The organism is Cupriavidus consociatus (genome assembly GCF_017814975.1).
Taxonomy (GTDB): domain Bacteria; phylum Pseudomonadota; class Gammaproteobacteria; order Burkholderiales; family Burkholderiaceae; genus Cupriavidus; species Cupriavidus consociatus.
Genome location: NZ_JAGIQA010000010.1, coordinates 176,412 through 195,390, shown reverse-complemented (window position 1 = coordinate 195,390; position 18,979 = coordinate 176,412). Strand labels below are relative to the sequence as shown.

The following is an 18,979-nucleotide window of genomic DNA, read 5'->3' as shown; positions in this document are numbered from 1 at the left end:
CGTCAGGCAGCGAGCATGCAGCCAGCAGACTCATCGGCATCGGGCCGCAAACCGTACCGTATCGGCCAGGATTTCGAGCGCGGGCTGGTCTGGTTCCGGCGCGACCTGCGCGCCAGCGACCACGCGGCGCTGCATTATGCCCTCAGGCACTGTGCCCGGGTATGGTGTGTCTTCGTGTTCGACCGCGACATCCTCGATCCGCTGCTGGCGCGCGGCCTGCAGGCCGACCGGCGCGTCGAATTCATCCTCGAGTCATTGCGGGAACTGGCCCACACGCTGGCCGTGGGCGGCGGCGGACTGATCGTGCTGGACGATCGCGCCGTCGACGCCATTCCCGCACTGGCGCAAGCACTGGACGTCCAGGCGGTCTTTGCCAACCACGACTACGAGCCTGCCGCCATGGCACGCGATGACACCGTGCGCCAGGCGCTGGCGGCACAGGCGCGCTTGCTGTTCACGTTCAAGGACCAGGCCATCTTCGAACGCGACGAGATCCTGAACGGCCAACGCAAGCCCTTCTCGGTGTTCACGCCCTACAAGAATGCCTGGCTGCGGACGGTGCAGCCGTTCGACCTGCGCCCGTATCCGATCGACCCGTACCTGCAAGCGCTGGCGCCGGTACCCAAGGCGTATCACAAGCCGTTGCCCACGCTCGACCAAATCGGCTTTCGCACCAGCAACCTCGCCGAGATCGCCATGCCGACCGGCGCCGCCGGTGCGCAAGCCCTGTTCGAGGAATTCGCCGAGCGCATCGGCGAATACGGCCGCCGCCGCGACTACCCTGCCTTGCGCGGTCCCAGCTACCTGTCGGTGCATCTGCGGTTCGGCACCATCTCCATCCGCACGCTGGCACGCGCCGCGCATGAAGCGGTGCTGCGCGGCGGCGCGGACAGCGCAGGCGCGGCGGTGTGGCTGTCGGAGCTGATCTGGCGCGATTTCTATTTCATGATCCTGCACCACCATCCGCGCGTGGCCGATGGCGCCGCCTTCCACCCGGCCTACGACAAGATCCGCTGGCAGGACGGCGCAACCGGAGAGCGCTATTTCCGCGCCTGGTGCGATGCGGCCACCGGCTATCCGCTGGTCGATGCCGCCATGCTGCAGATCCGGCAGAGCGGCTACATGCACAACCGGCTGCGCATGGTAACGGCCAGCTTCCTGGTCAAGGACCTGGGCGTGGACTGGCACCGCGGCGAGCAGTACTTTGCCGACCAGCTCAATGACTTCGATTTGTCCGCCAACAACGGCGGCTGGCAATGGGCGGCGTCAACCGGCTGCGATGCGCAACCGTGGTTCCGCATCTTCAACCCGGTGACCCAATCGGAGAAGTTTGACCCGCAGGGGCGCTTTATCCGCAAGTACCTGCCACAGCTGGCGGCGTTGCCGGACAAGTACCTGCATGCGCCATGGACCGCCCCCGACCCTGTGCTGGCGGATGCCGGCGTGCGCCTGGGCGAGGACTACCCGCGTCCGCTGGTGCAGCACGATGTGGCACGCAAGGAAACGCTGGGGCGCTATGGGGTGGTGAAGGAAGCCGGCAAGCGCAGCGCCGCCGGCATGGAACAGGACGGCCCGGACGAATGAGTGTCGGAGCCGGCTGCTCAGGCCGCCAGCATGGCGCTTTCGCGATAGTGCCGCTGCGCGTCCTCGAAACGCTCGGTTTCCTCGAACAGCCGCGCCAGCGCCAGGTGCGTGCGCACGCGCAGCCGGCGCTGCTGGTCGATATCGGCGTACTTCAGCGCGCGCTCGAAGCTGGACTGGGCCTTGCCCCACAGCTTCTCGCCCAGGCACAACACGCCCAGCGTGTAGTAGAGGTCGGCGTCGGCGGGATGCCCGGCCAGCCATTTCTCGGCCTGCTGGATCTGGGGCAGCGCGTGGCCGGGCACGGCGCAGTCGGCATAGCGCAGCACCAGGCGGCTGTCCCAGTTGAACTTGAGCGCGTCCTCGATGATGCGGCGGGCTTCGTTCTGGCGGCCCAGCGCAGCGAAGTAGCGCGCGGCGGGTTCGGCGATGCGCGTGGCGCGGCGTTCGTCGGCGGACAGCGAGCGCCAGAACTCGCCCAGGGCGTCGGCATCGTGGCGGCGCTCGTCGAGCATGGCCTCGACCGCCATCTGCTTGAGCCGCAGCGCCAGCACCGGATGCAGCGCGTTGCGCTTCTCCAGCGAGCGCGCCAGGCGCAGCACTTCTGACCAGTTTTTCAGGTGCTGGTGCGCGCGCAGCGCGATGCGCTGCACGTGGATCTGGCGCGCGCCCTGCGCCTGCAGCTGGGCGATGGTTTCCAGCGCGCCGTCGGCGTCGCGGGCATCGACGAGCAGCTCGGCCATCGACACCAGCCGGGCCTGCTCGCGCTCGGGATCGGTGACCTGCGACATCCAGGCGTCGCGCCGGTCGGTCTCCTGCATCCGGTGCGCGGCGCGCGCGCCGATCAGCGCGGCGGTCTGGGCCTGGTCTTCCCACGACTGGGCCTCGCGCGCGCAGCGTTCGGCGCGGGCAAAGCGGCCGGCGAACAGGTTTTCGATCGACTCGCGCAGCGCCGCCTGCGCCTTGCTCATGCGGCTGCGCTCGCGGTAGGCGGCGGCGCGGCGCGGCATCTCGCCCAGATGGCGGATGGTGGACATCACCGTCCAGACCACGAAGAACAGCAGCAGCAGCAAGGCCAGCGCCAGGTTCAGCGACAGCTCGACGCGGTACGGTGGATAGAACAGCACCACATTGCTGTGGTTGAACTGCGTGAACAGCGCCAGCCCGACGGCGCCGCCGAACAGGACCGCAACCCAGAACAGAAGGCGCATGGGCTTACTCCTTCTTCAGGGCGTTCAACGCGCCCAGGCTCTCGGACATGGTCGGCAGCTGCACCGTCACCGCGCCTGCCTGTGCCTGCCTGAGCAGGGTCAGCACGCCCTGCACGCGGCGCGACTTGGTGTCGAAATAGCGGCCGATCATCGCCTGCGCCGCGGCCAGGTCATTGCGGAACACCGGCTCGTTGCGCGACAGCAGCGCCAGCCGCGCATTGAGCAGGCGCAGCTTGACGTTCTCGCGCAGGAACCAGCCCTGGTCGCCGGACAGCAGCAGCGCCTCGGCATCATCGACCTTGCGGATGCGGACGACCTGGGCCATTTCATCGCGCAGGTAGGTCCACAGGCGGGAGAACCAGCCGTTGGTGGCAGCAGCCGCCGCCGGGGCGCTGGCGCCGCCCTTGCCGGCCGCGCCATCCTTGCGGGCATCGGCCTCGGTGCGTTCGAGCATGCGTTCGCTGGACAGCAGCGGCAGCGCGTCGACCTGGTTGATGGCTTCGTCCAGTTTGATCGCGGCGCCGGTCAGGTCGGTGTCGGGCACGGCCTTCATGCGCGCGATGTCGCGGGCGATGGCACGGCGCAGCAGGTTGTACTGCGGCTTGTCGGCGCGCGCCAGGCGCGCGTCGGCGCTCTGCAGCGCGGCCAGCGCGACCTGCACGTTGCCGGTCAGCTGCAACTGCTGGCCGGCGTTGGTCAGCAGTTGCTGGATCTCGGCGATTTCCCAGTCGTCGCGGTTGCGCATCAGGTCCTGGTAGACCTGCTCCAGCGCCACCTGCTTGTCGCGGGTCTCGCCGACCTGGTTCTCGAGCGCGCCGACCTTGGCCTGCAGTTCCTTGACGGTGTCCTGCGCATTGCGCGTCAGCACGCGCGACTCCTGCACCAGCGCATCGTTGCTTTGCTGGCGCCGGGCCAGTTCGCCGGTCAGGTGGTCCACGCGCTGCTGCAGCCACCAGAAGCCGCCGGCGGTGGCGACCACCAGCACGGCCACCAGGGCCCACAGCGCCGCGGGCTTGCGCGCGGCGGCAAGGTGGCCGGCGGACGAAGCGGGAGCGCCGGGGCCCGGAGCGGGCGCGGAGGCCGCCGAGGGCGGCGGCGTAGCGGAGGAGGACGTGGTTTCTTGCGTCACGCGTTCGACCTTCGTTGACGTTGCAGGGACTGCGACAGCCGGCGCGAGCGCCGGTGCCCCGGCGCGCGCCGGGTCGGTGTCTGTTATCGCGCTGGCGCGGCCGGATGCACCAGATACACCGGACGCACCGCGAGCTTCAGGCACAGCGGGCACCGGGGCCGGCACCGGACCGGCGTGGGCATCCGCCCATTGCAGGCACGCCGCGAGCAGGCCGGCATCGCCCGGCGCGGCGCGCAGGATGTGGCTGAAGCCCAGTGCCAGCGCTTGTTCGGCGATTCTCGCATGCGGCGCGATGCACTGCACCTGCCGCAGGCCGGCATTTTCCTGCGGTGAAAGCTGTTGACGAGCGAGCGTGTCGAGGTTACGCACGGCTTCGGAGCTGGTCAGCAGCCATACATGGGGCGGCGCGCCCGCCTGCAGGCTGTCGCGCACGGCCTGCCATTGCATGGCCCCGGGCTCGGGCAGCGTGCGCCGGTAGGCCTCGACGGCCTCGACCTGGGCGCCGGCTTCACGCAGGCGGTCGCCGAGCCAGTCGCGGCCGCCGTTACCGCGGACGATCAGGACGGGCTTGCCGGCGAGCGCGGCGGGATCGAGCCGGGCCCAGAGTGCCTCGGAATCGAAGCGCGGGCCATCGGCGTCGTGGTTCGAGTCGTGGTTCGAGTCGTGATTGAGGCCATGATGGCCGTTGTCGCCGGCGTCATCGGCGCCCTGCCCGTTCGCGGCGGCGCCGGCCGGCGCGATCACCCGGCAGGTCGGCGGCGCGATGCCACGCTCGGCCAACGCCGCCACGCTGGCCGGACCCACCACAGCGGCCGGCACCTGCGCCGGCCATTGCGCCGTGGCGGCGCCCTGCACGCCGGCCAGCGCATCCAGCGCATAGGCAATGGCGTTGGGACTGACAAAGACCACCAGCGCAAATTGATCTAGCCGCGTCAGCGCCGCGCGCAGCGGCGCATCGTCGGCGGCCGGGCCGATCGCCAGCAGCGGAAAGCTGAGCACGTCGAGACCGGCGGCCTGCAGCGCCTCGGTCAGTTGCCGGGACTGCCCGGCGGGTCGTGTGACAACGACGGTCGGGCGGGGCATCGGTCAGCCTCAGGCGGGTGCTTGCGTGCCGGGCGAGCCGGCTGCCCGATCGTCGAGCGCGGCGAGAATCGCTTCGGCCCCTTGCGCAAGCAGGTCGCGCGCACAGGCCTGGCCCAGCGCCTCGGCGGCGGCCAGATCGGCGGCCGGGCCTGCGGCCGCGGCGCGCAGGCCGCGCGTGCCGTCGGGCATCCCGACAAAGGCATCAAGCTTGAGCTGGTCGCCTTCCCAGTATGCGTGGGCGGCCAGCGGCACCTGGCACGAACCGCCCAGCATGCGCGCCACGGCACGTTCCGCAGTCACGGCCAGCAGTGTCGGCTGGTGGTTGAGCGAAGCCAGCCATGCGGCCAGCTCGGGGCGGTTGGCAGGGATCTCGATGCCAAGCGCGCCCTGCCCGGCAGCAGGCAGCGACGATTCGACGGGGATCAGCGCGCGGATGCGGTCATGCAAGCCCAGGCGCTTGAGCCCCGCGGCGGCCAGGATGATGGCGCCATATTCGCCGCGGTCGAGCTTGCCCAGCCGCGTGTCGAGGTTGCCGCGCAGCGGCTTGACCACCAGGTGCGGATAGCGGGTGCGCAGCAGGGCCTCGCGGCGCAGGCTGGAGGTGCCGACCACGGTGCCGGGCGGCATCTCGTCGAGCGAGGCGAAGCTGTTCGAAACCAGCGCGTCGCGGGGGTCTTCGCGCTCCATGACGGCGGTCAGCGCGAAGCCGGCGGGCAGTTCCATCGGCACATCCTTGAGCGAATGCACCGCCAGGTCCGCGCGGCCTTCGTCCATCGCGAACTCCAGTTCCTTGACAAACAAACCCTTGCCGCCGACTTTCGACAGCGTACGGTCTAGAATCTGGTCTCCGCGCGTGGTCATGCCAAGAATGGACACGTCGCACGCGGGATAGTATTGTTGCAACGCAGCACGCACATGTTCAGCCTGCCACATGGCCAGACGGCTCTCGCGGGAGGCAATGACGAGCTTTTGCGGAAGGTTGCTAGACACGACGGCGGTAGAGGAAGACGGGGTGGCGGATGCTTGCATCCGTGAATGGTAGCACGCGACCCAATAGCCGCTCCGCACCATATATCAGATAAGCAGACGAGGAGATTGCATGACGCAGCACGCTGCGCGCCCCACTGGCCGCAAGACCGCCGCTTCGGGCGCTTCGGGCACATCCGCCGGCGCTTCCGCCGCGAAGAATCCGGCCGCCGGCCTGGGTGAAGCAAATGGCGCATCCGCCACCAAACCGACCCGCGCGGCCCGCCGCAGCAGCACCGAAGGCACCAGCGGCGCTTCCTCACGCACCGCGAAGCGCGTCACCAAACCCCAGCTTTCCATCGTGTCGAGCAACGGAACCACCGTCGCGGCCGCCGCCGGCCGCCGCACCCCTGACAAGGATCTGCCGCTGCGCGAGGACATCCGCTTCCTGGGCCGCCTGCTCGGCGAGTGCCTGCGCGAACAGGAAGGCGACGCCGCCTTCGAGGTGGTCGAGACCATCCGCCAGACCGCGGTGCGCTTCCGCCGCGAGAACGACCGCGCCGCCGGCGCCGAGCTGGACCGCCTGCTCAAGCGCCTGTCGCGCGACCAGACCAACCAGGTTGTGCGCGCATTCAGCTATTTCTCGCACCTGGCCAATATCGCCGAGGACCAGCACCATAACCGCCGCCGCCGCGTGCATGCGCTGGCCGGCTCGCCGCCGCAGGCCGGCAGCCTGCAGCACGCGCTGGAGAAGATCGACGCCGCCGGCGTCACCGGCAAGCAGCTGCGCAAGTTCCTGGACGAGGCGCTGATCGTGCCGGTGCTGACCGCGCACCCGACCGAAGTCCAGCGCAAGAGCATCCTGGACGCAGAGCGCGAGATCGCCCGCCTGCTGGCCGAGCGCGACCTGCCGACCACCGCGCGCGAGCGCGAGCACAACACCGCCCAGCTGCGCGCCAAGGTCACCACGCTGTGGCAGACCCGCATGCTGCGCGACGCGCGCCTGACGGTGGCTGACGAGATCGACAACGCGCTGTCGTACTACCGCACCTGCTTCCTGCGCGGCATCCCGCGACTGATGACGGAACTGGAAGAAGACATCGCCGCGGTATTCCCGGCCACGCGCAAGCGTAAAGGCAACCCGGGCACGCAGCCGGCGCCGCTGGCGCCATTCCTGCAGATGGGCTCGTGGATCGGTGGCGACCGCGACGGCAATCCCAACGTGACCGCCGAGACCCTCGAGCATGCCTCCAGCCAGCAGGCCCAGATGATCCTGGACTGGTACCTGGATGAAGTCCATGCGCTGGGCGCCGAGCTGTCGATGTCGACGCTGATGGTCGATGCCAGCGCCGAACTGCTGGCACTGGCCGAGCGCTCGCCCGACCATTCCGAGCATCGCGCCGACGAGCCGTATCGCCGTGCGCTGATCGGCATCTACGCGCGCCTGGCCGCCACCTGCAAGACGCTGACCGGCCATGCCGCGCCGCGCCGCCCGGTGGCGCCGGCCGAGCCCTATGACAACGCCGAGGCCTTCGCCGCCGACGTGCAGGTGGTGATCGACTCGCTGCGCGAAAACCACGGCCAGGCACTGGCAGGCGCGCGCATCGACGCGCTGGCGCGGGCCATCGGCGTGTTCGGCTTCCACCTGGCGTCGGTCGACATGCGCCAGGTGTCGGACGTGCACGAAGCCGTCATCGCCGAGCTGTTCGCCGCCGCGGGCATTGCCGCCGACTACGCCGCCCTGCCCGAGCAGCGCAAGCTGGAACTGCTGCTGGCCGAGCTGCGCCAGCCGCGCCTGCTGACGCTGCCGTGGCATGAGTACTCCGAGCAGACCCGCAAGGAACTGGCGATCTTTGCCGCCGCGCGCGAGCTGCGCAAGCGCTACGGCAAGCGCATCGCGCGCAACTACATCATCTCGCACACCGAGACGCTGTCGGACCTGGTCGAAGTGATGCTGCTGCAGAAGGAGTCCGGCATGCTGCAGGGCACGCTGGGCAGCAAGTCCGACCCGGCGCGCATGGAACTGATGGTGATCCCGCTGTTCGAGACCATCGAGGACTTGCGCAACGCCGCCGGCATCATGCAGTCGCTGCTGGACCTGCCGGGCTTCGATTCGGTGATCGCTCACCATGGCGTCGAGCAGGAAGTGATGCTCGGCTATTCGGACTCCAACAAGGACGGCGGCTTCCTGACCTCCAACTGGGAGCTGTACAAGGCCGAGCTGGCGCTGGTGCAGCTGTTCGAGGAACGCAAGGTCAAGCTGCGCCTGTTCCATGGCCGCGGCGGCACGGTCGGCCGCGGCGGCGGCCCGACCTACGACGCGATCCTGTCGCAGCCGCCGGGCACGGTCAACGGCCAGATCCGCCTGACCGAGCAGGGCGAGATCATCAACAGCAAGTTCGCCAACGCCGAGATCGGCCGGCGCAACCTGGAGACGGTGGTCGCCGCGACACTGGAAGCGTCGCTGCTGCCGCAGCAGAACGCGCCCAAGGACCTCGACATGTTCGAGGCGGTGATGCAGCAGCTGTCCGACCGCGCCTTCTCGGCCTACCGCGACCTGGTCTACGAGACCCCGGGCTTCAAGGACTACTTCTTCGCCACCACGCCGATCACCGAGATCGCCGACCTGAACCTGGGTTCGCGCCCGGCGTCGCGCAAGCTGATGGACAAGAAGCACCGCCGCATCGAAGACCTGCGGGCGATCCCGTGGGGCTTCTCGTGGGGCCAGTGCCGGCTGCTGCTGCCGGGCTGGTACGGCTTCGGCAGCGCGGTGAAGGCGCTGCTGGACCGCGCGCCGGACGACAAGGCCCGCAAGTCCGCCGTCACCACGCTGCGCCGCATGGTCAAGACCTGGCCGTTCTTCTCCACGCTGCTGTCCAACATGGACATGGTGCTAGCCAAGACCGACCTGGCGGTGGCTTCGCGCTACGCGCAGCTGTGCGACGACGCGGCGCTGCGCCGCAACGTGTTCAACCGCATCAGCAAGGAATGGCACCTGACCAGCGAGATGCTGGCGCTGATCACCGGGCACCAGGACCGGCTGGCGGACAACCCGCTGCTGGCGCGGTCGATCAAGAACCGCTTTGCCTACCTGGATCCGCTGAACCACCTGCAGGTGGAATTGCTGAAGCGCTACCGGGCGGGCAAGGACGGCGACGATATCCGCGTACGGCGGGGGATCCACCTGACGATCAATGGGGTGGCGGCGGGGTTGCGCAATACGGGGTGACGGCCGCGGTCAGGCTGCCGGTTTGCACCCCTCTCCCGCGCAGTGGGAGAGGGGCCGGGGGTGAGGGCTGGCGCCTGCAACGGGCGGGCGGCCTCCCCGGTGCCAGACCCCGATCTGCCGGCAAATCGACCCCCTGCAGGCCTGCCAACGCCTGCCCTCACCCCCTGCCCCTCTCCCGCTAGCGGGAGAGGGGAGCAAACAATCGGCAAGTTTCAGCCAATTCAGCCGATCTAAACGCCTCAGCCCACAAACGCCCCCGGCACCGGGTCCTCGCCCAGGGCATGCAGCAGGACGGCCCAGTGCATTGCCTCGTCCCCGAGGATGCTGCCGGCGGCCCGGGTCAGCTCGCGATTGTGGAAGTTGGGCAGCACCCCAAGGTAGGCGGCGGTCGCGCCCTTCTCCAGCCCGGCGGCGAAGCGCAGCACATCGGCCTGGTTCTTCAGGCTCTCGGTCGGGAACTTGTATTCCGACGCTTTCTTCGCCACCACCGGCGTTCCACCCAGCTTCGACACCGTCCCGGCCAGCACCTGCGCATGGGCCTTGTGGTGGTCCTGGAACTTCACCGCGGTGGCCAGCACCGGCTTCTGCAGCAGCCCGCTTTCGGCGCCGACCTGGTAGGCGGCGATGGCCTGGTATTCCAGCCCCAGCGCGGTGTTCAGGATATTGATGTCGTCCCGGGTGCTGCCCGACTGCGTCTGCGCCCACGCCGGCATCGACTCCCCGAGCGTGATGACGGCCAGCGAGCCGAGCGCGAACAGGCCGGGCGCCTTGAGCAAGCCCCGCCGGCGGGCATCCGGCAGCGTGACGATGGTTCCCGCCTCGTGCGCGGGTGTCTGTGACATGCGGTCCATGGTGTTCTCCTGTGAGGGATGACAACGTGGCGCCCCGTTGGCCGGGGTGCCGGGCTTGCGCCTGTCACTTCTACGCACGCGCCGCGCGTTTGGATGCGGCGCTACCTATAATCCGGCAAAGCTCCCTTGCGAGGACCCGTCCCGGTGCCGTCCGCTTCCCAGCCGTCCTATGCCGCGCCTGCCAGTCCCGATCGGCTGGAGGCACTGCTGCAGGCCGTGGCCGTGGGCGACCGCCAGGCCCTGCGCGGCCTCTATGACCTCACCGCAACGAAACTGTTTGGCCTCGCCCTGCGTATCACCGGCAGGCGCGATTGGGCGGAGGACGTCGTGCAGGAAAGCTTTGTCAGCATCTGGCACCACGCCGGCGACTACCGGCCGCACCTGGCCGCGCCGATGACCTGGATGACCGCGATCGTGCGCAACCGGGCGCTCGACTGCCTGCGCCGCGCCGCCGCCGCGCGCGTGGCGCAGACCGTCGAGCTGGAAGAAGACCTGGGCGAGTGGCTGGCCGACGCCGCCGCCGGGCCCGCCGAACTGGCCGATGCCAGCCAGCAGGCGCGCGCGCTGAACCGCTGCCTGCAACGGCTGGAGCAGCCGCAGCGGCAGGCCATCGTGCTGGCGTACCTGCACGACCTGAGCCATGCCGAACTGGCGGCGCGGCTACGCGTGCCGCTGGGCACGGTCAAGTCCTGGGTGCGCCGCGGCCTGGAACGGCTGCGCCACTGCATGGAGGCGGCGACATGAAGCTGGCCGCCCACCCCGAGCTGCTCGACCGCCTTGCCGCCCAGTACGCGCTGGGCGTGCTGCGCGGTGGCGCGCGCCGGCGCATGGAACACCTCGCGCGCGAAGAGCCGGCGGTGCACGCCGCCATCCTGTGCTGGCAGGACCGGCTGGCCGGCGTTTCAGAGCTGCAGGCGACGGCGGAACCGGTCGACAAGGTCTGGTGCGGCATCGAAGCCCGGCTCGGCTGGAAGCCGCCCGTCGAGGCCAACAAGCCTGCCAGGCCCGCCGAACAACCGGCAGCCGGCTGGTGGCAGCGTCTGTGGTCGACGCCGGTATTCTGGCGCGGCGCGGCGGCGGCAATGGCCGTGGTGACGGTGCTGTCGATCGGAATCGGCATGCAGATAGGACAGCAACGCGAAGCCGCACCGGCTGCGGTCATCGCCGTGCTCAACGACGACCGCGCGCAGCCCGCCATGCTGGTGTCCTGGGACGCGAGCGCACGCAGCCTGATCGTGCGGCGCCTTGATCACCTGAAGCTGAATGAGCGACAGGTGCTGCAGCTGTGGGCCCTGCTGGCCGACGGCAAGCCGCGCTCGCTCGGCGTGATCGGACGGGCGCCGCAGGCCCGCCTGGCGATGGCCGAGCCTCCCGCCGCGGTGCCGGCCCTGGCGGTCAGCATCGAGCCGACCGGCGGCTCGCCCAATGCCGACGGACCGAGCGGCCCGGTGGTCTTCAAGGGGCCTGTGCTCCACAACCCGCTGTAACGGGCGCCCGGCCGGCTCCGCCATGCCCCCGACGGACGATATAATCGCCCTTTTCCCAAATCTCCAATTCGCCAGCACCCGCCGCCGCTCATTTGCGCCGGCCGCCCGCGGCGAGCCACTGCAGCCGACGTCCATGTCCACCTCCCAACTTGCCAAGAAAGGCGAAGCCTGGTCCGCCCGCTTCTCCGAACCGATGTCCGACCTGGTGAAGCGCTACACCGCCTCGGTGTTCTTCGACAAGCGCCTGGCCCTGTTCGACATCCAGGGTTCGCTGGCCCACGCGGCCATGCTGGCCAGGCAGGGCATCATTGCCGAGGCCGACCGCGCCGAGATCGAGCGCGGCATGGCCCAGATCAAGGGCGAGATCGAGGCCGGCAATTTCGAATGGAAGCTGGACCTGGAAGACGTCCACCTGAATATCGAGGCGCGCCTGACCGCGCTGGTCGGTGATGCCGGCAAGCGCCTGCACACCGGCCGCTCGCGCAATGACCAGGTCGCGACCGACATCCGCCTGTGGCTGCGCAGCGAGATCGACAGCATCATCGCCCTGCTTGGCGCGCTGCGCACCGCGCTGCTCGACCTGGCCGACCAGAACGCCGACACCATCCTGCCGGGCTTCACCCACCTGCAGGTCGCGCAGCCGGTCACCTTCGGCCACCACCTGCTGGCCTACGTGGAAATGTTCACCCGCGATGCCGAGCGCATGGCCGACTGCCGCAAGCGCGTCAATCGCCTGCCGCTGGGCGCCGCCGCGCTGGCCGGCACCAGCTATCCGATCGACCGCGAGTTCGTGGCGCAGCAACTGGGCTTCGATGGCGTCTGCCGCAATTCGCTGGACGCCGTGTCGGACCGCGACTTCGCCATCGAATTCTGCGCCGCCGCCGCGCTCGTCATGACGCACGTGTCGCGCTTCTCGGAAGAGCTGGTGCTGTGGATGAGCCCGCGCGTGGGCTTTATCGACATCGCCGACCGCTTCTGCACCGGCAGCTCGATCATGCCGCAGAAGAAGAACCCCGACGTGCCCGAACTGGCGCGCGGCAAGACGGGCCGCGTCAATGGCCACCTGATTGGCCTGCTGACGCTGATGAAGGGCCAGCCGCTGGCGTACAACAAGGACAACCAGGAAGACAAGGAGCCGCTGTTCGACACGGTCGACACCGTCGTGGACACGCTGCGCATCTTCGCCGACATGGTGCCGGGCATCACCGTCAAGCCCGAAGCGATGCGCGCGGCCGCGCTGCAGGGCTACGCCACCGCCACCGACCTGGCCGACTACCTGGTCAAGAAGGGCCTGCCCTTCCGCGATGCCCACGAAGCCGTGGCCCACGCTGTCCGTGCCTGCGACAGCCGCCAGTGTGACCTGGCCGACCTGACCGTGGCAGAGCTGCGCGACGTGTCCGGCCTGGGCGACAAGGCCGCGCTGATCGGCGACGATGTGCATGCCGTGCTGACGCTGGAAGGCTCGGTCGCCGCGCGCGACCATATCGGCGGCACCGCGCCGGACCAGGTGCGAGCTGCCATTGCGGCGGCCCGCGCTGCGCTGTAAGAAGCCGGACAACGCGCTGTAAGTTTCGTGTAAGTTTTACGCAAGAAAAAGCCACCGTGGCGCGAGCCTGGTGGCTTTTTTCATTGGCGCTATCCGCTTTGGCGCAATCTCGCCATCGTCCGTAGGTAGTAGCCCCTAGCGCCGCCACTTTTTGTTACAGATAAACTAGGCGCCGCAAAAACCGGGGAGACAACCCATGTATTACTTGCTTGGTCTGTCACGACAGATCGACAGGTTGAATCAGCACACGGGCAGGCTTGCAAACATCATGATCCTGCTGTCGTGCCTGATCAGCGCAGGCAACGCCCTACTGCGCTACGGCTTCAACTTGAGCGATAACTGGCCACTCGAACTGCAGTGGTACATGTTTGCCATTGCCGTGATGTTCGGCGCCTCCTACACCTTCCAGCGCAATGAACACGTGCGCGTAGACCTGATCTACGGCAACGTGTCGGAACGCGCGCAGCACTGGATCGACATCTTCGGCATCGTGGTGTTCCTGCTGCCGTCGTGCATCCTGTTCACGTGGCTGTCGTGGGAATCGCTGTTCCTGCCCTCGTGGCGCATCCTCGAGCAATCGGGCAACTCCGGCGGCCTGCCGCGTTACCCGATCAAGCTGGTGGTGCCCATCGGCTTCGCCCTGCTGACGCTGCAGGGTGTGTCCGAACTGATCAAGCGCTTCGCCGCCCTCAAGGGCCTGGTGCGCATCGAATCCAAGTACGAGAGGCCGGTTCAATGATTCCGTTGGAATATATGCCGCCGATGATGTTCGGCGGCCTGGTGCTATTCATGCTGATCGGGTTCCCGGTCGCATTTTCCCTGTCGGCGGTGGGCCTGGCCTTCGGCTTCCTGGCGATCGAATGGGGCTACTTCCCGCTCAGTTTCCTGCAGGCCGTGCCTAGCCGCGTGTTCGGCAGCGTGCTGGGCAATGAGCTGCTGCTGGCGATCCCGTTCTTCACCTTCATGGGCGCCATCCTCGAGAAGTGCGGGCTGGCCGAGGACATGCTGGACTCGATGGGCCAGCTGTTCGGCCCGGTGCGCGGCGGCCTGGGCTACTCGGTGATCATCGTCGGCTTTATCCTGGGCGCGATCACCGGCACGGTGGCCGCGCAGGTGATCGCCATGGCGATGATCTCGCTGCCGGTGATGATGCGCTACCGCTACAACATGAAGTACGCCACCGGCGTGCTGGCCGCCTCGGGCACCATCACGCAGCTGGTGCCGCCGTCGCTGGTGCTGGTGGTGCTGGCCGACCAGCTCAAGACGCCGATGGGCAGCGCCGACGTGGGCAGCATGTACCTGGGTGCGTGGGGTCCCTCTGTGTTGCAGATCGGATTCTTCGCGCTGTACACCTTTGTGCTGACCCGCCTCAAACCTGACTGGCTGCCGCCGGTGCCGGCCGAGGCGCGCACGCTGCGCGGCTTGGCGCTGTGGCGCAAATGCCTGCGCGGCATCATCCCGTGCGCGGTGCTGATCTTCCTCGTGCTGGGCACGATCATGCTGGGCATCGCCACGCCGACGGAATCGGGCGCCATGGGCGCGGTCGGCGCGCTGGTGCTGGCGGTGATCCGCGACAAGGCCTTCACCAGGATCGACCGCCAGGTCTACCGTGTCGGCATCGTCGCTACGCTGGTGGCGGCCGCAGTGGGCGTCTTCGCCTTCGGCTCGCACGCGTTCCGCATTCCGCTGGCCGTGGTGTACCTGGTCATCCTCTGGCTGCTGATCCGCGCCGGCCAGATGACCGAGCTGCGCCTGCTGATCGTCGATGCCTACCAGTCCACCGCGCGCATCACCGCGATGGTGGTGTTCATCCTGATCGGCTCCACCTGCTTCTCGGTGGTGTTCCAGGGCGTGGACGGCGGCGCCTGGGTCGAGCACCTGTTCACCTCGCTGCCGGGCGGCTGGATCGGCTTCCTGATCGTGGTGAACCTGTTCATCTTCTTCCTGGCCTTCTTCCTGGACTTCTTCGAGATCGCCTTCATCGTGGTGCCGATGCTGGCGCCCGTGGCGGTCAAGGTGCTGGCGCCGGTGGTGGCCGATTCGATGGGCGGCAACCCGGAAGCCGCGGCGACGGCCGCGCTGGTGTGGTTCGGCGTGATGCTGTGCGTGAACATGCAGACCTCGTTCATGCACCCGCCGTTCGGCTTCGCGCTGTTCTACCTGCGCGGCATCGCGCCGAAGGAAGTGAAGAGCTCCGATATCTACTGGGGTGCGCTGCCCTGGGTCGGCCTGCAGATGGTGATGGTGGTCGCGGTGATGTTCTGGCCGGGCATGGTGACGGGGCTGCTGGACAAGGGGACGCTCAAGCACAGCGGCTCGGCGGAGGTCAGCATCCCGCTTGGCGGGGAGGCGGAAAAGCCCACAGTCCCGGGCCCCGGCGCCGCCTCCGCGCCCGGTACGCTCGAACTGCCTGGCGCTGCCGAGCAGGGCGAGCCGGCCGCGCCGCAGTTCGAGTTCGAGAAGAAGAACTGAGCGTCGCGGTTACCTGCCGCAGCGCCCACGAGCCCCGCAGTGATGCGGGGCTTTTTCATTGCGCCGCCGCTGCGCTTCACAGGTGGCGCAAGCGATGCGCTAGCCAGCGGCGTGGTGCGGGAAATGCGAATCGCCTCATCGACCGGCATTCGGGCGCAGCGCACACTGGGCGCCTGTTCCCGCCAACTCACGGAGCCGCGCCATGCATCCCGTCACGCCACTGCCCTTCCCTCCTGCCGCAAGACCTCGCCACAAGTTGCACGCATCCGGACATATACCTGAGCGGCACGACGCTATCAATGCTAGCATCCGGCCATCCGATAATGAGGAGCGCAAGATGGCAACCCTGCTCGTTCGTGGCATCGATGAATCCCTGGTCCAGCGCCTGCGCGAGCAGGCCGCTGCAAATGGCCGCAGCGCCGAAGCCGAGCACAGGGCCATCCTGGCGCTGGCACTGGGTGGCACGCGACGACGCAGCTTTGCCGAAGCGCTGGCCAGCATGCCGGACGTCGGCGAGGATGCCGATTTTCAACGCGGTCAGGATTCTGGCGAGGCGCCGCGTGTATTTGATTGATACCAATGTCATCAGCGAGGCACGCAAGCGCGAACGCGCCAATCCCGGCGTGCGCGCGTTCTTCCGGCAGGCGGCGCGCGATGGTTCGACGCTCTACCTGTCCGCGCTGGCCGTGGGGGAGTTGCGGCGCGGCATTGCGCTGATCCGCCATCGCGGCGACACGGCGCAGGCCGAGGCACTAGAGCAATGGCTGACGGCCGTGCTGCAGGATTTCAGCCGGCATGTGTTGCCAGTCGACGCGGACGTCGCCCAGATATGGGGACGGCTGCGCGTGCCGCGTCCGGAGCATGCGCTGGACAAGTTCATTGCCGCGACGGCGCTGATCCACGACCTGACGATAGTCACCCGGAATGTGGAGGATTTCAGCGGGACGGGGGTGGAGTTGCTGAATCCGTTCAGCTAGCAAGAAAAAGCCCCGCATGGGCGGGGCTCCTTCCGGTGCCGGATTCGCTGGCAGGTTCAGGCTAACTGCTTCACGCAGTCGACGAAATAAGCTGTCTTGCCGTCCACCTCGTCCTCCACCAGCCCGTGGATATCGGTCTCGAAGCCCGGGAACAGCTTGTTGAACTCTCGTGCAAACTTCAGGTACTGCACGATGGTGCGGTTAAAGCGCTCGCCCGGGATCAGCAGCGGGATGCCCGGCGGGTACGGCGTCAGCAAGATGGCAGTGACGCGGCCTTCGAGGTCGTCGACCGGCACGCGCTCGATCTCGCGGTGCGCCATCATGGCCCACGCATCCGACGGCTTCATCGCCGGCTCCATGTCCGACAGGTACATCTCGGTGGTCACCCGCGCCACGTCGTTGGCCTTGTACACGCTGTGGATGGCATCGCACAGGTCACGCAGGCCCATGCGCTCGTACTGCGGATACTTGCCGACGAACTCTGGCAGCACGCGCCACAGCGGCTGGTTCTGGTCGTAGTCGTCCTTGAACTGCTGCAGCTCGGTCACCAGCGAGTTCCAGCGGCCCTTGGTGATGCCGATGGTGAACATGATGAAGAAGGAGTACAGGCCCGTCTTCTCGATGATGATGCCGTGCTCGGCCAGGTACTTGGTGACAATCGCCGCCGGAATGCCGCGCTCGCTGAACTCGCCATCCACGTCCAGGCCCGGGGTGATGATGGTGGCCTTGATCGGGTCGAGCAGGTTGAAGCCGTCGGCCAGGTCGCCAAAGCCGTGCCAGCGCTCGTTGGCCTTCAGCATCCACTCTTCGCGATCGCCGATGCCATCTTCGATCAGCGCCTCCGGACCCCAGACCTTGAACCACCAGTCGCCGTTTTGGCCGGCGTCGTACTCGCCCTCCACCTTGCGCATGGCGCGCCGGAAGTCCATGGCCTCCTGGATGCTCTCTTCCACCAGCGCGGTGCCGCCCGGGGCTTCCATCATCGCCGCGGCCACATCGCACGAGGCGATGATCGAGTACTGCGGGCTGGTCGAGGTGTGCATCAGGTACGCCTCGTTGAACCGGTAGCGGTCCAGCTTGCGCGTCTCGGAATCCTGCACCAGGATCTGCGAGGCCTGCGACAGGCCGGCCAGCAGCTTGTGCGTGGACTGCGTGGCGAACACCAGCGCGTCCTTGCTGCGCGGGCGGTCCTTACCGATCGCGTGCATGTTGCGATAGAAGTCGTGGAACGCTGCGTGCGGCAGCCACGCTTCATCGAAATGCAGCGTATCGATCTCGGCCGCCAGCATTTCCTTGATCTGCTCGGCGTTGTACAGCACGCCGTCATAGGTGCCTTGCGTGATCGTCAGGATGCGCGGCTTCTGGTTCTTGGCCTTGCTGGCGAACGGGTGGTTGGCGATCTTGCGGCGGATGGTCTCGGGATCGAACTCGCTCTTGGGGATCGGGCCGATGATGCCGTAGTGGTTGCGCGTCGGCATCAGGAACACGGGAATCGCGCCCGTCATCATGATCGCGTGCAGGATCGACTTGTGGCAGTTGCGGTCCACCACCACGATATCGCCCGGGGCCACGTTGGCGTGCCACACCATCTTGTTCGACGTCGAGGTGCCGTTGGTGACGAAGAACATGTGGTCCGAGTTGAAAATGCGCGCGGCATTGCGCTCCGACGCGGCCACCGGACCGGTGTGGTCGAGCAGCTGGCCGAGTTCGTCCACCGCATTGCAGACGTCGGCGCGCAGCATGTTCTCGCCGAAGAACTGGTGGAACACCTGGCCAACCGGGCTTTTCAGGAACGCCACGCCGCCCGAGTGGCCCGGGCAGTGCCACGAATACGAGCTGTCCTGCGCGTAGTCGATCAGCGCCTTGAAGAAGGGCGGCGCCAGCGTGTCCAGGTAGACCTTGGCCTCGCGGATGATATGGCGCGCGACGAACTCTGGCGTGTCCTCGAACATATGGATGAAGCCGTGCAGCTCGCGCAGGATATCGTTGGGGATATGGCGCGAGGTGCGGGTTTCGCCGTAGAGGAAGATCGGCAGGTCAGAGTTGCGGCGGCGCACTTCGGTAACGAAGGCGCGCAGCTTTTCGATCGCGGCGGCTTCGGGCTGGTCGTCGTCGCGCACGAACTCATCGTCGTCGATCGACACGATAAAGGTCGAGGCGCGGCTGGCCTGCTGCGCGAATGACGTCAGGTCGCCGTAGCTGGTCAGCCCCATGACCTCCATGCCCTCTTTCTCGATCGCCTCGGCCAGCGCGCGGATGCCCGAGCCTGAGATGTTCTCGGAGCGGAAGTCTTCGTCAATGATGATGACGGGGAAGCGGAATTTCATCGGGCATCCTTGATGGAAAGCAGGACATAAAGGACTTGAGCCACATGGCCGGCAGGGGTTCCCCTGCGACGGCGACATGTGGCTCTCACGTCAGGTCTGGGCGCCCCGCGCGGTCATCGC

Annotated in this window: 14 protein-coding genes; 9 read left to right on the top strand and 5 right to left on the bottom strand. The window is 67.8% G+C overall.

The window, feature by feature from the left end:
* Positions 1-15: 15 nt before the first annotated feature.
* Positions 16-1,584 (top strand): cryptochrome/photolyase family protein, encoded by a 1,569-nt coding sequence (locus J8I82_RS16000; protein ID WP_209759109.1) that lies wholly within the window; start codon positions 16-18, stop codon positions 1,582-1,584.
* 17 nt (positions 1,585-1,601) lie between these two features.
* Here J8I82_RS16000 and J8I82_RS15995 read toward each other — a convergent pair whose 3' ends face one another.
* Genes J8I82_RS15995 through hemC form a run of 3 tightly spaced genes read right to left on the bottom strand, consistent with a single transcriptional unit; the run spans position 1,602 to position 6,033 of the window.
* The gene (locus tag J8I82_RS15995) at positions 1,602-2,792 is read right to left on the bottom strand and encodes a heme biosynthesis protein HemY (protein ID WP_209759107.1); all 1,191 of its coding nucleotides are present in this window, start codon (positions 2,790-2,792) and stop codon (positions 1,602-1,604) included.
* Between the two features lie 4 nt (positions 2,793-2,796).
* The gene (gene hemDX, locus J8I82_RS15990) at positions 2,797-5,004 is read right to left on the bottom strand and encodes a fused uroporphyrinogen-III synthase HemD/membrane protein HemX (protein ID WP_209759105.1); all 2,208 of its coding nucleotides are present in this window, start codon (positions 5,002-5,004) and stop codon (positions 2,797-2,799) included.
* A gap of 9 nt (positions 5,005-5,013) precedes the next feature.
* Positions 5,014-6,033, bottom strand: coding sequence for a hydroxymethylbilane synthase (gene hemC / locus J8I82_RS15985; protein ID WP_209759103.1), 1,020 nt, complete (start codon positions 6,031-6,033; stop codon positions 5,014-5,016).
* A gap of 70 nt (positions 6,034-6,103) precedes the next feature.
* Between hemC and ppc the strand changes: the two genes are divergently transcribed.
* Complete coding sequence (ppc, locus tag J8I82_RS15980; protein WP_209759101.1) at positions 6,104-9,199, top strand: phosphoenolpyruvate carboxylase; 3,096 nt, start codon at positions 6,104-6,106, stop codon at positions 9,197-9,199.
* 239 nt (positions 9,200-9,438) lie between these two features.
* Here ppc and J8I82_RS15975 read toward each other — a convergent pair whose 3' ends face one another.
* Positions 9,439-10,050 (bottom strand): ferritin-like domain-containing protein, encoded by a 612-nt coding sequence (locus J8I82_RS15975; RefSeq protein ID WP_209759099.1) that lies wholly within the window; start codon positions 10,048-10,050, stop codon positions 9,439-9,441.
* Positions 10,051-10,194: 144 nt separating this feature from the next.
* Between J8I82_RS15975 and J8I82_RS15970 the strand changes: the two genes are divergently transcribed.
* The 7 genes from J8I82_RS15970 to J8I82_RS15940 all read left to right on the top strand — a co-directional run bounded on the left by J8I82_RS15970 (position 10,195) and on the right by J8I82_RS15940 (position 16,532).
* Positions 10,195-10,794 (top strand): RNA polymerase sigma factor, encoded by a 600-nt coding sequence (locus J8I82_RS15970; RefSeq protein WP_209759097.1) that lies wholly within the window; start codon positions 10,195-10,197, stop codon positions 10,792-10,794.
* A complete protein-coding gene (locus tag J8I82_RS15965; RefSeq protein ID WP_209759096.1) occupies positions 10,791-11,537 on the top strand; it encodes an anti-sigma factor in 747 nt (248 codons plus the stop codon). Before J8I82_RS15970 ends, J8I82_RS15965 begins: the two co-directional genes overlap by 4 nt.
* A 133-nt stretch (positions 11,538-11,670) precedes the next feature.
* On the top strand, positions 11,671-13,083 hold the full coding sequence (gene argH / locus J8I82_RS15960; RefSeq protein ID WP_209759094.1) for an argininosuccinate lyase: 1,413 nt from the start codon (positions 11,671-11,673) through the stop codon (positions 13,081-13,083).
* Between the two features lie 196 nt (positions 13,084-13,279).
* A complete protein-coding gene (locus J8I82_RS15955; protein WP_209759092.1) occupies positions 13,280-13,822 on the top strand; it encodes a TRAP transporter small permease subunit in 543 nt (180 codons plus the stop codon).
* On the top strand, positions 13,819-15,555 hold the full coding sequence (locus J8I82_RS15950) for a TRAP transporter large permease (RefSeq protein WP_209759090.1): 1,737 nt from the start codon (positions 13,819-13,821) through the stop codon (positions 15,553-15,555). The genes J8I82_RS15955 and J8I82_RS15950 overlap by 4 nt, the downstream gene beginning before the upstream one ends.
* Positions 15,556-15,892: 337 nt before the next feature.
* Positions 15,893-16,129 (top strand): FitA-like ribbon-helix-helix domain-containing protein, encoded by a 237-nt coding sequence (locus tag J8I82_RS15945; protein ID WP_209759088.1) that lies wholly within the window; start codon positions 15,893-15,895, stop codon positions 16,127-16,129.
* Positions 16,116-16,532 (top strand): type II toxin-antitoxin system VapC family toxin, encoded by a 417-nt coding sequence (locus J8I82_RS15940; protein ID WP_209759086.1) that lies wholly within the window; start codon positions 16,116-16,118, stop codon positions 16,530-16,532. The genes J8I82_RS15945 and J8I82_RS15940 overlap by 14 nt, the downstream gene beginning before the upstream one ends.
* 56 nt (positions 16,533-16,588) lie before the next feature.
* Here J8I82_RS15940 and J8I82_RS15935 read toward each other — a convergent pair whose 3' ends face one another.
* Complete coding sequence (locus J8I82_RS15935) at positions 16,589-18,859, bottom strand: arginine/lysine/ornithine decarboxylase (RefSeq protein ID WP_209759084.1); 2,271 nt, start codon at positions 18,857-18,859, stop codon at positions 16,589-16,591.
* Positions 18,860-18,979: the final 120 nt, after the last annotated feature.

What these genes read in the sequence shown, in the direction of transcription:
- J8I82_RS16000 (WP_209759109.1), top strand. Translation starts at nt 16, where the DNA reads ATGCAGCCAGCAGACTCATCGGCATCGGGCCGCAAACCGTACCGTATC.
- J8I82_RS15995 (WP_209759107.1), bottom strand. Translation starts at nt 2,792, where the DNA reads ATGCGCCTTCTGTTCTGGGTTGCGGTCCTGTTCGGCGGCGCCGTCGGG.
- hemDX (WP_209759105.1), bottom strand. Translation starts at nt 5,004, where the DNA reads ATGCCCCGCCCGACCGTCGTTGTCACACGACCCGCCGGGCAGTCCCGG.
- hemC (WP_209759103.1), bottom strand. Translation starts at nt 6,033, where the DNA reads ATGCAAGCATCCGCCACCCCGTCTTCCTCTACCGCCGTCGTGTCTAGC.
- ppc (WP_209759101.1), top strand. Translation starts at nt 6,104, where the DNA reads ATGACGCAGCACGCTGCGCGCCCCACTGGCCGCAAGACCGCCGCTTCG.
- J8I82_RS15975 (WP_209759099.1), bottom strand. Translation starts at nt 10,050, where the DNA reads ATGGACCGCATGTCACAGACACCCGCGCACGAGGCGGGAACCATCGTC.
- J8I82_RS15965 (WP_209759096.1), top strand. Translation starts at nt 10,791, where the DNA reads ATGAAGCTGGCCGCCCACCCCGAGCTGCTCGACCGCCTTGCCGCCCAG.
- argH (WP_209759094.1), top strand. Translation starts at nt 11,671, where the DNA reads ATGTCCACCTCCCAACTTGCCAAGAAAGGCGAAGCCTGGTCCGCCCGC.
- J8I82_RS15955 (WP_209759092.1), top strand. Translation starts at nt 13,280, where the DNA reads ATGTATTACTTGCTTGGTCTGTCACGACAGATCGACAGGTTGAATCAG.
- J8I82_RS15950 (WP_209759090.1), top strand. Translation starts at nt 13,819, where the DNA reads ATGATTCCGTTGGAATATATGCCGCCGATGATGTTCGGCGGCCTGGTG.
- J8I82_RS15945 (WP_209759088.1), top strand. Translation starts at nt 15,893, where the DNA reads ATGGCAACCCTGCTCGTTCGTGGCATCGATGAATCCCTGGTCCAGCGC.
- J8I82_RS15935 (WP_209759084.1), bottom strand. Translation starts at nt 18,859, where the DNA reads ATGAAATTCCGCTTCCCCGTCATCATCATTGACGAAGACTTCCGCTCC.